Genomic DNA, 14,502 nt, shown 5'->3' with positions numbered 1-14,502 from the left:
GATGCGATCACGGGGGCTCTCCCTGGCGGTCGGGGCGGCACGGGGGGCGCGGCGCAGTGGCGCAGGCCGGGTCAGGTGGTGCGGGAGGCCAGGGAAGCGGCGAGGTCGGTGAGAGCACGTCGTACGGTCCCCGGCAGGGGCGCGTCTTCCAGGGCCCGTACCGCTGCGTGGCAGCGTTCTCGGAGCGTCCGCCGGATCGCGTCGTGCGCACCGGAGGCGGTCAGGACCTCCCGCAGGCGGCAGGCGCCTTGCTCATCGAGGCCTGCCTCGCCCAGGTGCCGGTCGAGTGCGGTCCGCTCTACGGGGTCCGCCCGCTGGTGGGCGAGCGCGGTCAGGAGGGTGTGCTTGCCCTCGCGCAGGTCGTCCCCGTCGGGCTTCCCGGTCTCGTCGGGGCGGCCGAAGACGCCCACCAGGTCGTCGCTGAGCTGGAACGCCTCCCCTGCCGCCCAGCCGTACTCCGCCCATGCGGTGGTCAGGGCCGGACCCGCACCGGCGAGTTCGGTGCCCAGCAGGAGGGGGTGGACGAAGGTGTGTCCGGCCGCCTTGCAGCGGATGGCCTTCCAGGGGACGCACGTGTCCGGGCCGGGACGGCCCGTGGAGAGGAGGTCGAGGTACTGCCCGTCCATCACTTGCGTACGCATCGCGCCCGTGCGCCCCAGGGCCGTGGTGAGCTGGGGGTGAGTGAGTCCGGCCGTGTGCAGCAGCTCAGCCGACCAGGCCAGCGCCACGTCCCCCGCCAGCAGCGCAGGTGCGGAGCCGAGCCGGGCGGCCGCGGTGGGGGTGCGGCCGGCCTGGTGGCGGGCTGCCAGGACGTGCTGGAGGGTGGGCGGCCGGCCACGACGGGTCGCGGAGTGGCCCATCAGGTCGTCGTGGGTCAGGGCGAAGGTGTGGAGCAGGGCGAAGGTGTGGAGCAGGGCGAAGGTGTGGAACGGGGCGAAGGCGTGGAACAGGGCGAAGGCGTGGAACAGCTCCAGCGATGCCGCGACACGTATCGCCCGGGGGGCTCCGCCGGGGCCGCGGGCCGCCTGCCGGCCCAGCAGGCACAGCAACGGCCGCACCCTCTTGCCGCCCGCCCCGACGAAATCACCCAGGAGCCCGGGTACCTCCGCAGGTAGCCCCTCCTCAGGCGCAGCCGCTGTCTTCTCCGGCAGGAATCCCTCCGACACGGCCTCGACCGCCCCAAGGTCTTGCATGGCCACCGGTCTCGACGCGGCCGACGGGGCCGACGGGGCCGACACCCCGGGCAAGCCCGTCATGTGCCACCTCCAGCGCTCGCAGGGCACCGGACCCATGGCGGTCCCCGGCGCCCAAACCCTGCCCGGACGGCGCACAGGGAGAACAGAGGGCGCAACCCGGGCGGAAGCACGCCGGGCACACGCGGCGCACGCGACAGCTCATTGCCCACGCCCCAGGCAAGCACCACGCTCCCCACGATTCCGCATGCGCCCCCCGTGCGCCCTGCGGCAGGGTGACGGTGGCCCGGAAGTCGGCGGCCCGGAAGTCGGCGCCCTGGAAGTCGGCACCCCGGAAGTCGGCACCCCGGCGGAGCCCGACGTGGTGTGGTGTCGTGTTCATGGACAGCTCGCAAGCGCGACCGGGCTGTCCGGACAGGCACCACGACGAGGTGAGGGGAGCACAGCACGGGCACGGGCAAGGACAAGGGCAGCAGCGGGGGCGGCGGCAGCCGTTCGAAGCCCGACGCGCCGCTCTCGGGCGGCACTCCGCCGCCCGGAAACAGCGACGGCAAGGTCCCCACGCCGCCGGGCTCCGGCTCCGGGAAGCACCGGAAGGAGGAAGACCATGACGCGTCTTGAGGACCGCCGGCGTGCTCGGGAGGAGGCCGTGGACGCCCAGGAACAGTGGCCGTCGGCCTGGGGTGTTGACCTGTCGGTCCCCCGCGGCGACCGGCACCCGTCAAGCGTTGGTCCCGCCGTGTGAGGCCAAGCGGTGTGCGGTGTGCAGCGCGGTCCACTCCTCGGCCGGGAAGTCATGGCCCCATCTCTTCCTGTATCCGGCCGTTCCGTATCGGTCGAGGAGTTCGTCCACCATGGCCATGAAGGCGTCGGCGAAGCGCGCCGTCGGGAGCCGTCCCGCCCACAGCAGGTCAGCGGCCTTCCACCAGCTCTGGGGCTCGCTCAGGTGGGGATACCCCACGATCTGAACGAAAACCTGGCCTTCTGTCTGGTTGAAGAAGACCCTCGCACCGCCCGGCTCGTCGAAGAACGTCACGAATCCAGAGCGGGCTCCTGACAGGAGATCTCGGACCACTCCCATGAAGGACCCGAGGACTTCCGGACCGACGTAGGAGGCCACTACGCGCTGCTCGGATCCCTCGATCGACCACAGCCATTCGGCCCACCCGGATCCGCCCAGTTGCCAGTGCATGCGCTGCCTGGGCTCCTCCGAGACCTGGTACGCGCCATTCGGCATGTGAAGAGTCACCCTCCGGTGTGTCCCGCGCGTCGCCACCGACTCGACGATCTGCCAAGTGGTCCACGTGCGGATGTCGTACGGATCAGCGGCGGTATTGGCCAAGAGGAATCGGGTAGGCGGTCCGCAGAATACCGTCCGGATCGACGATCACCTCAACGTGCTGCAACGGGTTGCCGTTTGACATCCTTGCCGGTCGGGTAGCCGAAGTCTTCCTGGTGGACGAAACAGTCCCTTGGCATTCCATCCGGGTTGAACCCGGTGTGCGGCCTCCCCTTGGTATGGGCGCCGGTCTCCTACGTCGCCCAGCTCCTGGACGAAGCCGCCCGCTTGAAGGCCGTCACGCCCGGGGTGACCCGCCAACCCGCCACGGCGAGGACATCGGCCGCTGGCTCGCCACCCAACGACGCGACGGGACCCGGCTCAACGCCGAGCCGCAGACCCGCCTCGACGCGCTCGGCGTCACCCCGGCACGGGCCGTACACGCCCGCCTGGCCCCCGCGAATACGAGCGCGCCCACCAGGTCGGCCCGGGGAGCGGAAGCCTTTCACAAGGGCCTCCACGGAAGGGAGAACCGCTCCTGTCCGCGCTCGTGACCGTCGGAGACCGCCAGATGCACCCCCGGTTCCCCGCCGTGGCCGAACAGCTCGGCTGGATGGCACCGGTCGGCACCCCAGCCGCACACCGCATGGAGCTACGAGGTCCTCAAGGTCCACCAGCGCTGGCGCCAGCGACGCTGACCCGTCCGGGCCGCGGGCGCTGGGCCGGCAGCGGGCGACAACGGGAAACGGACTGGAGCAGCGGGACATTTACGCAGGTCACAGGGCGCGACAAGCCGGCCTTGTCACACGCGATGCGACAGCCGGCATGCCCTCGGCATGCCGGCAATCGATCGCCTCGGTCAGAGCCTGCTCCAGTGCGGGCCTCGCCCCGACCGCGGATCTCCCAGCCGATCTCGAGCAGGGCAACCCTGGCCCCGCGGCGGCTGCCTGCTGCCGGGCGGGTTGTGCGGGCTGGAGCACGGCGACACGGGAAGGGGGTAGCCAAGGTGCAGGGCAACAGCAACTGCTCCGGGGCGAATCAGCTGGAAGTACCCCCGGAAGTCCTAGCCCATTAGCTCTCTTACCAGGCTATCGGCCCCCAAGGTCCAACCAAGAAGGCCGATTTCCTGAGCATGCGAGACCAGGAAGGATTGATCGCGCGTCAGCTCGCGCTCGCTGCGCACCGATCGCTTTGAACAGTCCATTCTCATTGGAGAGATTTTGAAGATCACCCGACTGACCACGCTGACTGCCGCGATAGCCGTTGCGGCAGTCTTCAGCACGGGCCTGTCGTATGCGGCGGCCGGGACGGAGCAGCACGCCTCGCCCCGTGCGGTCACCGTTAGCGCCCCCGATGCTGCCCCGTCGGCGACTACGGAGGAGGAATTAGCGTCCGCGGACGGGCAAGCCTTCATTTCGGCTCTGATGGTGATCGAGGCTATGCCGGACAGCGTGGTGCAGGAGGGTGACGCCGCTGTTGAGGCCTACCTCCGCGAAAACCTGCCCGGCGGGCGCGGAGTCGTCGCGGAACCCGGCGGCGCCCCGCTCCGCCTCGCCGGGCGGCGGCCGGGGGTGGGGAGCCTCTCACGCTCGAAACGGTGGAGCCCGGCTGGGGAAGGTTGCACCGGACAAAGCTGAGGGAGGCTGATCGTTGACCAGCTCGGACGGCACCCCGCCGGGGCGCCGGGACGGGGCGGGCAGGTCGATGGCAGAGTAAGTCGCACCGGATGTGCGGGCCGTGCAGCGGCGGATCGTCAGCACGATCACCTCATCCGCGTGCTGAACAGCGACGGCTGTGCCATGTGACGCGAGACCAGGTGCGGAGCGTGGAAGCCCCGCCGCCGAGCTCGGCCGGACCTGCCGCTGCGGGAGGTGCCGCACACGACCGAACGCGATGCGCCGCGGCGAGGGCGATGGGCGGAGTCCGAGGTTGTCGAGCCCGAGCGCCATCACCACGGGCGTGCCGCCTCCCAGGAGCCAGCTCGCGGCGCCCACGGCCACGGGTCCTACGGGCGTCGGTGCCGTGGTCACGCTGAGGACGGCGGCAGCCGGGAGCAGCTGTGCCAGGGGTGTCAGGTTCCAGCCGGTGAGGCCAGGACCGTCGTACCGGTGCTGACGCCGATGAACTCGTAGCCGAGCAGGACCAGGACCGGCAGGGTCGGCAGCGTCTCCGCCATCTCGTGGGCCCTCATGCGGCGGAAGTGGGCGGTAGAAGTGTAGGCCGGTCCTGGTTGCTCATCGCTCCAGAGTACGGAGCCGCGTGTATCGGGCACTGTATGCCTGAGGTGGAGGCGACCCCCACCTTTCGTCGGGGGAGACAGGCTCCTGGGCAGCCACGTTCGTCGGGGTGGCGGTAGACGATGTTCCGATGCCCGGTGCAGGCGTCGGGCTGGAGCATCGGTGGAAGGAAAACGGATCCCTCCCGCCTCACGGAAAGGTAACTCCCGATGATCGAGGTCGGCGATCTCACGAAGTCCTACGGCTCCAGAACCGTGGTCGACGGCCTGCCGTTCCGGGCGCAGCCAGGGTGGGTGACCGGCTTCCTCGGCCCCAATTGTTCTGACAGGTCCACCACCATGCGCATGATCATGGGGCTGGGCCGGCCCACTTCGGGATCGGCGACCGTGAGCGGCCGCGGCTACGGCACGCCGACTGCCCCGATGCGGGAGAGCGGTGCCCTGCTGGACGCCAAGTCCCTCTACGGGCCGCACCCGGGCCGCCGACCACCTGTGGTGCCTGGCCCGCGCCAACGACGCCGGGCGGGCGGTTTCTCCCTGGCATGGGCCAGTGACTGGGCATGGCCGTCGCACTGCTGGGCGACCTCCCGGTCCTGATGCTGGTCGAACCCGTCAACGGGCTCGACCCCGAGGGCGTCATCCGGATCCGCACCCTCCTGCGGCCCCCTGGCCGCTGAAGACCGCACCGACCGCCTCCGCGGTCTCGTACACCATCGGCGGCTCCATACTCTCCGACGCCGGAGCACAAGCTTCCCTGGCCGATCCCGGAGTCCTGCGCGCAGTCGTCGGGGAAGACTTCTTCCTCGCCACGGCCGGCCTGCTCTCCCTCACCCTCGGCGCCCTGCTCCGCAACCCCGTCGCCCCCGTGAGCACGGTCTTCGCCCTGATACTCCCCGTTCCCGCGATCCTCGGCCCCCCCACCTGGCCGCCGCACTCCGTTCGAAGGCGGCATCGCCTTCACCCTCGCCCAGAACCCCGGACCCGATCTCCTCCTGTCCGACAGCGCCCCGGCCTGGAGCGGCTGTCTCACCCTCCTGTCCTGGACCGCAGCCGCCGCCTGCACGGTCATGAAGCGACACGACGCCTGACCGGCACGAGCCCACCGCACCTAGGTGCCGGCCCGGGCTTCACCCACACCGAACGCGTAGTCCTCACAGACGCGGGAACCGCCGGTACGGCTGTCCTCGCCCCTCCCGCTGCACCCCGCGATGCAGCGGGCCTCCCCCGCCCGAGCCCAGACGTCCTCGGTGAACCGCCCCATTCGAAAGAAGCTGTCCTCGTGAGTCTGAAACATCTTGTTCCTCTGCTCGTTACGGCGGGCCTTGTCGCGACCGGTCTGCCGGTGCTTACCGCGGCGCAGGCTTCCGCCGCCCCGGCGGACGGGTATGCGGGCCGGAAGCTCGACTGGCAGCCGTGCAAGGCTCCGTGGCCGACTCCGGACACATTCCAGTGCGCGACGGTGAAGGTCCCCCTCGACTATCAGCGTCCTGACGGGCCCACGATGGATCTGGCGATCTCCCGGATCAAGAGCACCAGCCCCGGCAAGCGAAGAGGCGCGCTGTTCACCAACCCAGGCGGACCTGGCAGCATCGGTCTGGGCATGCCCATGCAGCTCTCCGAGGAGCTCCCGCAGGAGGTCCTCGACCGGTACGACCTGATCGGCATCGACCCACGCGGGGTCGGCAGGTCCAGCCCCATCACCTGCGGACTGGCTCCCGAGGAGGTACCCGTGGACCGGCCCTACCGACCGGAGACCTTCGACTCCGATGTGACGTGGGCGAAGACGGTGGCCGACAAGTGCCGGCAGAAGGCAGGAGACGTTCTGCCCCACATCACCACCCGGAACACGGCACGCGACATGGATACGGTCCGTGCGGTCCTGGGCGAGGAGAAGATCTCCTACCTGGGCGCCTCATACGGCACCTACCTGGGGGCGGTCTACACCCAGATGTTCCCCGACCGTACCGACCGTGTCGTCCTCGACAGCGGAGTGGACCCGGCACGAGCATGGCGGGGCATGCAGCAGGCCCAGTCGGAGCGGTCCGCGCCCGCCTTCGACCGATGGACGAGGTGGGTGGCGCAGCGTGACGCCGAGTTTGGGCTGGGCGACAGCCCGAAGGCGGTGTCGGACGTCTTCTGGGCGCTGCTGGCCCGGGTGGAGAAGAAGCCGGTGGAGTGGGAAGGCAGGTCGTGGACGGCCACCGACATCCGTTCCCTGATGCGAGCGGCGTTCGGCAACCTTGAGGCGTCAACCGACCTGTTCGCCGGTTTCAAGGCGGCTGCCGAGGGTGCAACCCCGCCCGCCGGCACCGAGGCGGCCATGCCGGAGAAGCTGCCGGGTAGCACCACCGAGAAGACCTGGGCAGTCGGAGAATCGGGCGGCGAGCCCGCTTACGACAACAGCATGGCGGTGAACTGGGCGGTGATGTGCGGCGACGTGGAATGGCCCAGCGAGCCAGAGCAGTACGCCAAGGACGCGGCCCGCGACAAGAAGGCCTACCCGATCTGGGGGGACATCGCCTCCAACATCAAGCCCTGCGCCTTCTGGGACAAGCCCGCCGAACCGGCCACCGCGATGGACAAACCGGCACCCAACGTCCTCGTCGTGCAGAACGAATGGGATCCGCAGACCCCCTTGAGCAGTGGCGAGGGCCTGCACCAGGCCCTGAAGGACTCCCGCATGGTCACGGTAACCGGCGGGTACACCCACATCCTCTACACCCGCAAGGACAACTGCGCGATGGCCCCCGTCACCGAGTACCTGACCACAGGCCGGCTCCCCGAGAAGAACCTGACCTGCACGAACCCCGACAGCAGCACCGCGCCGTAGACCACCCGGCTCTCGGCCACTCACGGCGGTCGATCCGGACCGCGGACGTCACCGAGCAAGCGGTCGGCCGGGCCGGAACGCTGCGCACCGGCCACGTCGGCGATCAAGGAGGGGCGGCCCCCCAATCAGCCCGCAACCTCCCACCCATGCACGGCAAACGTCCCGGACCGAGCCTTGCGCAACAGCCTTTTAGTCAGGTGACGCCCTGAGGTGCCGGACGCCAAGGGCGGGCAGGCGTCGAGACAACGGTCAACCGGCCGTGGGCGAGGGGGTTTCCATCAGGGGGCTCCGTGTCGGTGTCGTCGGTGCCGGCCCGGCTGTGGGCAGGATCCGGTCCAGCCACTTCGGCAGCCACCAGTGGGTCCGGCCGAGGAGTGTCATGGTCGCCGGTACCCGGACCACGCGTAGGACTGTGGCGTCGACGACGATCGAGGTGGCCAGGCCGAGCCCGAACGTTGAACAGCAGCGCCCGGTGGCTGTCGATCTTCTGCTCGTACGCCACCCTGGCCCGTGGCGCGGCCGGGCCCGGCACGGACGGAAGAGGATCACGAGCGTGCGCGAGGCGCGATGCATCTCCATGCGGTGGATCCGACCTTCCCCCGCCGATTCCTCTACATGGAGGGCGAAGGCATGACATTCCACCTATAGATTGCGCAAATGGCTACCAAAATGGCAAAAGCGTGGTCTCGGCTGGGCTTCGGGCCGAAGGCGGCCGGCGTCGTGATCGCTGCTGCCTGCGTGCTGCCGATAGGTGCGGGGACGGCCCTTGCTGCGGAGCCACCCGCTGCCGGCGACACCGTGGTCCATCCCGATGCGCGCACCCCAGCTGATCAGAAGCGCATCGAGGGCTACTGGACCACAGAGAAGATGGCATCGGTGACCCAGCCCGGTGTCCCTGAGCCGGTGAAGGACAACGCGGACAGACTGCCTGACCAGGACCGCACGAAGCCGACTGACGGGGCAGTGTGGGGCAACGGTCCCATCAAGAGCGTCGGGCGCCTGTTCTTCACGAGCTTGCTGGTCGACCCCTGGGGAGGAAAGCATCCCCTTGACCGGAGCTGCACCGCCACCGTGGTCAGCGACCCTGAGAACCCGAGCAAGCACACCGTGGTCACCGCCGGCCACTGCGTGGTCAGCCATCCCTATTCCAAGGACGGACAGCCCGGACATCCGGACCGGTCGCGCCCGGAGTGGGACACCAACCTCTACTTCGTCCCCGGATACCGGGATGGAGCCAAGCCCCAGGGCGGCTTCACGGTCAACACGACCCTCGCCTCCCGCGCCTATGTGGAAGGGGGCGACACGGGAGCGGACGTGGCGATGCTGGCGATGAACCCCTCGACCGACGGCCAGCAGATCGCCCAGGTCACCGGCGCGCAGAAGATTGCCTTCGAAACAGCACGCCACGAGGGACAGTTCACCTACGGCTTCGGCTACACCTCCGAAGGCGGTGAAGACCGTCGGCCCTGGACGACTGGCCAGCTGCTCGGCTTCTGCGCCGGTCCGGCCACCAGGAGCACGCGTCCTCAGACCGACCCGGCCCAGTGGGGTATGGCCTGCACCATGGGCAAGGGCTCCAGCGGTGGCCCCCATCTCGTCGACTTCGATCCCGCCACCGGCACCGGCACCGTGGTGGGCGTCACGTCTCAAGGCGGCCAAGGAGCCAACGGTGAGAGCATCCAAGCGTCGGCTGTCTTCACTGGGACCACCCGTCAGTTGTATGAGCTGGCCCGACAACAGGAGCAGTAACCCGCGCGGCTCCACCGTCCCTCTTGCGTCGATCTGCCCAGACGCTGCGAGACGCAGAGGACGGCATCCGAGCGCCGGTCCACCCGGCCACCCAGCCCGTCCCCCGCGCGGGACACCCCGCCCGGCCGGCCCCGCTCAACTCCGCGGCCGCGCGACGCTTCAACCGGCCCGTCCGGCGCCCCTGCCTGGCACGACATGCTGTCGAGCAAAACCGGGCGTCCGGCCGCACCCCCGATCCGAGCCGGTCGCCACAGCCTCCGAGGACGGGGTCGCCGAGGGTGATGTGGTGCGATACCAGACCGACGCCGACGGGCTCCATCGGGCTGTCGGGTGGGTCGGCTCGTCAGGCAACTGCACGATCCGTGTGGTGCCTGTGCCCGCTGGTCCCTCGGGGCGCAGTCCGTCAGGCGGTGCATCAGCGCCTCTCAGTGTGGCCTTCGCCGCACCGGCGGGCGCGGACTTCGCCGGCATCAAGACGCTCCCGGCACAGGGGCAGACAGAGGGATGGTGGCACTACGAGGTCGGATGTGGCACCGACGAGTGGTGGACCGCCTGAGCTTGCCGGCCATCCGCTGCGGCGAGGTGGGTGCCGACCTTGTGATGTGCGGGTCGGGCGTATGACTCGCCTGGGGCGAGGGCGCGTCCGACGTCGACGTAGGGGGTGGCGGGTCTCCGGTTCTTCGAGCCGGGCGGGCGACCGGGGCCCGGTCGAGAGGGTTTCGCATCATCACAGGTAGGGGCCCGATTCCAAGAAGGGCCGCCGCGAGACGCATTCGGGGAGCGGTCACTGAGGACCGCTCCCCGAACGGAAGCCGTGATGTGGATGAGCCTGCTGTGCACGGTGCGGCGTTCCCCGCCACCAACCGGTCCCGGACCTCCTGTTGACGAAGGCGAACGCGGGCCGGAGCGCTCTACTCCGAGGACAGCACCGCCAGCGTCGGCCGGGGGCACGGAGCAGGCAGCGAATCCTTCACTCTACTCCTCCTCACCCCGGCTCTTTCTGTACCGAAAAAGGGACGGAAAGAGAGCGTACACACCTGCCAGAACAGCAACAGCCAAGTACTGCATCCATTCTTGGCCATCCAGCATTCTCGTCACGAACACCAGAACTCCAGCCCAGGCGAGAGTGAAATAAATCCTCAACACCGCTTGATTCCCGCATCTAGGCGAGAGAAGAAAGACAGGCAGCGGACCCCGTAACGACGACCTTTGCTGCTATGTCCTCAGCGAGATCCTTACTGACGTAGCGCCCGATGATCAGCGTCGCCGCTCCCCCGATGCCTGCCTTGATCAGGCAGTTCCTCGCCAGTTCGCCCATCTTCGTATTCTCCATAAGGTAGGAGCAGTCAGTCTTGCTCTTGAACATGATGCACATCGAGCGAGCCTCTTCGATGGGGTTCACCAGAGTTGCCTTCGCGGCAACCGGAAAAGGAACGGCAACCTCGTCCGCCTGAGCCGCTCCCGCACCGGCGAACAAAGCAGCGCCCGCAAATAGCGATGCGGCAAGAATACCCGAGACGATGGTCTTCATTTGTTTCCCCAATTCGGTGCATGCGTCAAGCTGCATATTCTGCAGCGTTCTCGATCATGAACCTAGGGCCGTGCTCCCTCTGGGCGAAAGGGATCATTGGATGCGCTTAAAGGTCTCGCCCAGCCGTCAACCTGCCTAGTCCCTTAGGCGTGACAGGGCCGACCTCGGCCGGGGATATGGAACAGGCACTCAGCTTGTCCTTTAACCTCCGGCCGTGCCGTGGCAGCTGAGGTTGATCTCCAGCTCAGACCCGGTGCGAGGCCTCGTTGAGGGTCGTCGCATGATGGCCGTCATAGAGAACGTGGTCGAGAAGATCAAGGTCTGGTTCCGGTTCGTCCCTCGCGAGGGATGGTTCCCCCAGGACACCGAGGGCCTGTGGGCGACGCCGCTCGGCGATGACACAGCGTGTGTGCAGAACATCCCGTTTCTCCAGAACGGGGTCGCCGAGGGCGATGTAGTGCGATACCAGACCGACGCCGACGGGCTCCACTGGGCTGTCGGGCGGGTCAGTTCGTCCGGCAACTGCACGATCCGTGTGGTGCCTGTGCCCAACGGTCCCCTGGGACGCAGTCCGCAGGCGGTGCATCGGCGCCTTTCGGTGTTCGAGCTCGGAGGCGAGGTCTTCAACGACGACTTTCCCATGGTGGCCTTCACCGCGCCGGCGGGCGCGGACTTCGCCGGGATCAAGACTCTCCTGGCACAGGGGCAGGCAGAGGCATGGTGGCACTACGAGGGGTGTCCGCAGTCCACTTCTGTGCCGGACTGGTCGCGGACAACGGCTTCATAGCCGATGTTCACCCAGACGCTGACGCCCCGGTCGTGGAAGACGACGTCGAAGGGTACTTCGTCAGAATCCCCGCTCTCAGCGGTCTTGGTGGCGATGGTGAACCTCTCCTCGGGGTTCATCCAGTAGTCCTCGCCCAACGGCTCGATCCAGACTGCAAGTATCTTCTCGGTGTCGTTGTTCAACCTGATCTTCGGCATGACCGCAGCGTAGAGCCACTCCCGAAGCTGTCAGCCGCTCGATCCAGTTCGACGGGGTCCGGTGCCGACCTTGTGGTGCGCGGGGCGGGTGTAGGCCTCGCCGGTCGCGAGGACGCGTCCGACTTCGTAGCGGGCGGCTGGCCGGCGGTGTGGCAATCCGGGAGGTCGTCCGGGGCCGGGCCGGGTGGGTTTCGGTGCACGGGCTGGCGTACCGGTCTTCGCGTGCAGGTTCCTGAACCCCCGGCGGACGCGAGCGGGGATGAGTCTGTGCGGTTCTGCCGGTCGTTCCCAGGGGCGGCGGAGGTCCCGTGCGAGGGGTCGGGCGAGGCGGGGCTGGGCGTGTGCGGCCAGAATGAGCCAGGTCCAGCGGTCGGCCGCCTCCGAGTTCCTCAGCCGCGACCGGGTCCATCCGAGGGTCTGCTTGAGCAGCCGGAATGTATGTTCCAGGTCGAAGCGCCGCAGGAAGGACTGCCAGCACCGGTTGACGTCCTGTGCTGCGGCGCCGGTGCCGGACCACCAGAGCCAGACCGGCTTGTTCACCCCGCCGCTGGGGCAGCTTCTCGACCGTCAACCGGATCACGGTGCCCTCGGTGATCGGCAACGGTCCCTCGTGGTCGAGCCACGCGGCTCGCCGCGTCAGCCGAGGGTGGAGCCGGTCCCACGCCTGCGCGGTCACTGCCCCGTACCGGTTGCTGGTGGTGACGGTGACCGCGGTGACCTCGCCCCACGTGGCCGGGTCGCCGAAGACGAACTCGCCGCCGTGCTTGGGCGGGCGGCCGCCGTGCGGCGGGCAGATCCACGGCACCGGGACGGGCTTGCGCATCACTCGGTCCGAGCGGAGCCGGCCCAGGATCTCGACGGGTAGGTCGGCCAGGTGGTGGGCGATGCGGGGCGCGTCGTAGCCCGCGTCCAGCACGACCAGGACATCAGGGTCTCCCGCCTGCCACTGGCCGGCGTTCACGACACGTTGGACAACGTCACGAACTTGGCCGGCAGTCACCGCGGCCAGATCGGAGCCGGGCTCCAGCCGGACCGCGTCCAGCAGCGTGGTCCACGAAGTTCGGCCCGTCTCCGGAGCGGCGACGACCGGGTATGGCCGACCGGGCACCATCTGGTGCTCCCCCAGACCTCGGCCGAAGGTGTGGCAGAAGGATCGATCCGACGAGGTGTCGGCGTCTGGCCGCAGCCACGGAGAGACGTCCACCGCCAACACCGGACGTCCATCGGCGGCCCGGGGCAAGGGCACACCGGCCAAGGGCCCGCCGCAGCCGGGCGACGTCGATCGTGCCCCGGTCAATCCCGGCGTACAGGGCCCCGTGCCCGCGCCGGTGTTCCGGCGCGAGCGCCAGGTCCACGAGGGTGCGGACCGGACCGTCGGTGCACAGCAGTGCGTCGCACAGCTCGAACAACGCGTCGCTCCGGGGGACCAGGCACGCGTACAACTCCGACCGGAACTCCGCCACCACCGTCAACGCGTCTCGTTGAACCTCGTGCTCGATCAGTCCCACGATCCCGGCCTCCGTGCTGCGTTGTCGCTCGGAACTCGTCACACGATCTTGGTGATCGTTGCTGGTGGGGCGTGACCGAGGTGACGAGTCGTCCGTTCGTGATGGAGTGAGCAACAAGCCGTGGACCGTGGACGACGAGCTGTGGGCCCGGATCGAGCCGCTGCTGCCGGCCTGGCCGGAGCGGTCGCCGGGCCCTCGCCCGATGGATGACCGGCGTTGCCTGCAGGGCATCCTGTTCGTGCTCTACACCGGCAGCCCGCGCCGCGCGCGGCGGGCGTCCCCGACCGGGCCTCAGCGGAGCGGCAGGCTCTCGATGGTGAAGGCCGGGCTGGTCAGCGGTTCGCCGTAGAGGTAGGTGTCCATCTGGGAGTTGGTCACCAGCAGCCGGCCCCCGCTCACGGCGACGCCGGTGGTCGTGTCGGCGCCCGGGAAGGTGCGTTCGGAGACGACGACTGCCCGGGTGCTCCCGGCGGACAGTCGCAGTTCGGTGACCTCGTTGTTCACCGAACGCGCGACGTACAGGGTGTTTCCCCGCCGGACGATGCCGTCGGCGCTGGGCAGCGGCGGTGCGTCGATCCTGTGGACACCGCCGGTGGTGAGGTCGAGCCGGTAGAGGGCGCCGCTGTACCAGTAGCCGATGATCAGCGATGTGCCGTCGGGGGCGGTGGTGATGCCGTTGCCGTTGGACTGGCCGGCCACGTAGTCCGGCAGGCGGTAGGCCACCCGCAGGGTCCGGTGGGCGCCGGTGGCGGGGCCGTCCACCTCGGCGGCCGGAATCCGGTAGACCACGGCGCGCAGCGAGTCGGTGATGTAGACGTCCCCGTCGGGGGCCACGGCCGCGTCGTTGACGAGGGTCTGTTCGCCGGTATCAGGGACGGTGTAGGCCGCGACGAGCCTCCCGGACGTGCTGTAGACGAAGAAGCGCCCGGTGAACGCGCCGGCGACCAGCAGGCGGTTGCCGGTGATCTTGATGCCGGTGGCCTGGGTGCGGCCGTCCTGGCCGGCCGGCAGGAAGGGTTCGAGCGTGGTCGCCCCGGTGCGTCCCCGGTAGACGGTGCCGTCGCCGATGCTGCCGGCGTAGACGAAATGGCGGTCAGCCGCCACGCTTTCGGGGAACGCGCGGCTGCCGTCGAGGGTGATCGCCTGGTTGCCGTTCCCGCCGTGGGAGGCGTGGGCGGGGGCGGGGCCACCG

Annotated in this window: 11 protein-coding genes and 3 pseudogenes; 5 read left to right on the top strand and 9 right to left on the bottom strand. The window is 69.2% G+C overall.

The genetic code is table 11. The features are described from left to right. Positions 1-71: 71 nt before the first annotated feature. The 4 genes from EF918_RS22735 to EF918_RS22720 form a co-directional block, all read right to left on the bottom strand. A complete protein-coding gene (locus EF918_RS22735; RefSeq protein WP_185921868.1) occupies positions 72-1,058 on the bottom strand; it encodes a polyprenyl synthetase family protein in 987 nt (328 codons plus the stop codon). Positions 1,059-1,122: 64 nt separating this feature from the next. Beyond that, positions 1,123-1,575, bottom strand: coding sequence for a pentapeptide repeat-containing protein (locus tag EF918_RS39325; RefSeq protein ID WP_125649808.1), 453 nt, complete (start codon positions 1,573-1,575; stop codon positions 1,123-1,125). A 339-nt stretch (positions 1,576-1,914) separates the two neighbouring features. Next, a complete protein-coding gene (locus EF918_RS22725) occupies positions 1,915-2,385 on the bottom strand; it encodes a hypothetical protein (protein WP_125649805.1) in 471 nt (156 codons plus the stop codon). Positions 2,386-3,535: 1,150 nt separating this feature from the next. Continuing rightward, positions 3,536-3,754, bottom strand: a complete 219-nt coding sequence (locus EF918_RS22720) for a hypothetical protein (protein ID WP_125649802.1) — start codon at positions 3,752-3,754, stop codon at positions 3,536-3,538. Positions 3,755-5,987: 2,233 nt separating this feature from the next. Here EF918_RS22720 and EF918_RS22715 point away from each other — a divergent pair. After that, a complete protein-coding gene (locus EF918_RS22715) occupies positions 5,988-7,538 on the top strand; it encodes an alpha/beta hydrolase (protein ID WP_125649799.1) in 1,551 nt (516 codons plus the stop codon). Positions 7,539-7,787: 249 nt separating this feature from the next. On the opposite strand, the pseudogene EF918_RS38410 reads toward EF918_RS22715, so the two are convergent. Continuing rightward, positions 7,788-7,988: pseudogene (locus EF918_RS38410) on the bottom strand (hypothetical protein); the annotation flags it as partial. A gap of 207 nt (positions 7,989-8,195) precedes the next feature. On the opposite strand from EF918_RS38410, the gene EF918_RS22705 reads away from it, so the two are divergent. Next, on the top strand, positions 8,196-9,287 hold the full coding sequence (locus EF918_RS22705) for a serine protease (protein WP_125649795.1): 1,092 nt from the start codon (positions 8,196-8,198) through the stop codon (positions 9,285-9,287). Beyond that, positions 9,259-9,843, top strand: coding sequence for a DUF4265 domain-containing protein (locus EF918_RS39120; protein ID WP_312847856.1), 585 nt, complete (start codon positions 9,259-9,261; stop codon positions 9,841-9,843). Before EF918_RS22705 ends, EF918_RS39120 begins: the two co-directional genes overlap by 29 nt. Positions 9,844-10,449: 606 nt before the next feature. Here EF918_RS39120 and EF918_RS22690 read toward each other — a convergent pair. Further along, positions 10,450-10,854: a hypothetical protein gene (locus tag EF918_RS22690; RefSeq protein WP_125649789.1), complete on the bottom strand. Its 405-nt coding sequence runs from the start codon at positions 10,852-10,854 to the stop codon at positions 10,450-10,452. A gap of 244 nt (positions 10,855-11,098) precedes the next feature. Here EF918_RS22690 and EF918_RS22685 point away from each other — a divergent pair, with 244 nt between their 5' ends. After that, entirely contained in the window at positions 11,099-11,605 is a 507-nt protein-coding gene (locus EF918_RS22685; protein WP_125649786.1) for a DUF4265 domain-containing protein, read from the top strand. Here the strand turns inward: EF918_RS22685 and EF918_RS22680 are convergent. Next, positions 11,545-11,802: a hypothetical protein gene (locus EF918_RS22680; RefSeq protein ID WP_185921867.1), complete on the bottom strand. Its 258-nt coding sequence runs from the start codon at positions 11,800-11,802 to the stop codon at positions 11,545-11,547. The genes EF918_RS22685 and EF918_RS22680 overlap by 61 nt on opposite strands. A gap of 30 nt (positions 11,803-11,832) precedes the next feature. After that, positions 11,833-13,310: pseudogene (locus EF918_RS22675) on the bottom strand (NF041680 family putative transposase). Positions 13,311-13,416: 106 nt separating this feature from the next. Here EF918_RS22675 and EF918_RS38405 point away from each other — a divergent pair. Next, a pseudogene (locus tag EF918_RS38405) lies at positions 13,417-13,569 on the top strand (transposase); the annotation flags it as partial. 32 nt (positions 13,570-13,601) lie between these two features. On the opposite strand, the gene EF918_RS37155 reads toward EF918_RS38405, so the two are convergent. Beyond that, on the bottom strand, positions 13,602-14,502 hold a 901-nt coding region (locus EF918_RS37155), incomplete at its 5' end, for a superoxide dismutase (RefSeq protein WP_185921865.1).

It is taken from the genome of Streptomyces sp. WAC06614, from assembly GCF_003949795.1.
In the GTDB taxonomy this organism is placed as follows: domain Bacteria; phylum Actinomycetota; class Actinomycetes; order Streptomycetales; family Streptomycetaceae; genus Streptomyces.
This window is presented reverse-complemented; position numbering and strand designations above follow the sequence as displayed.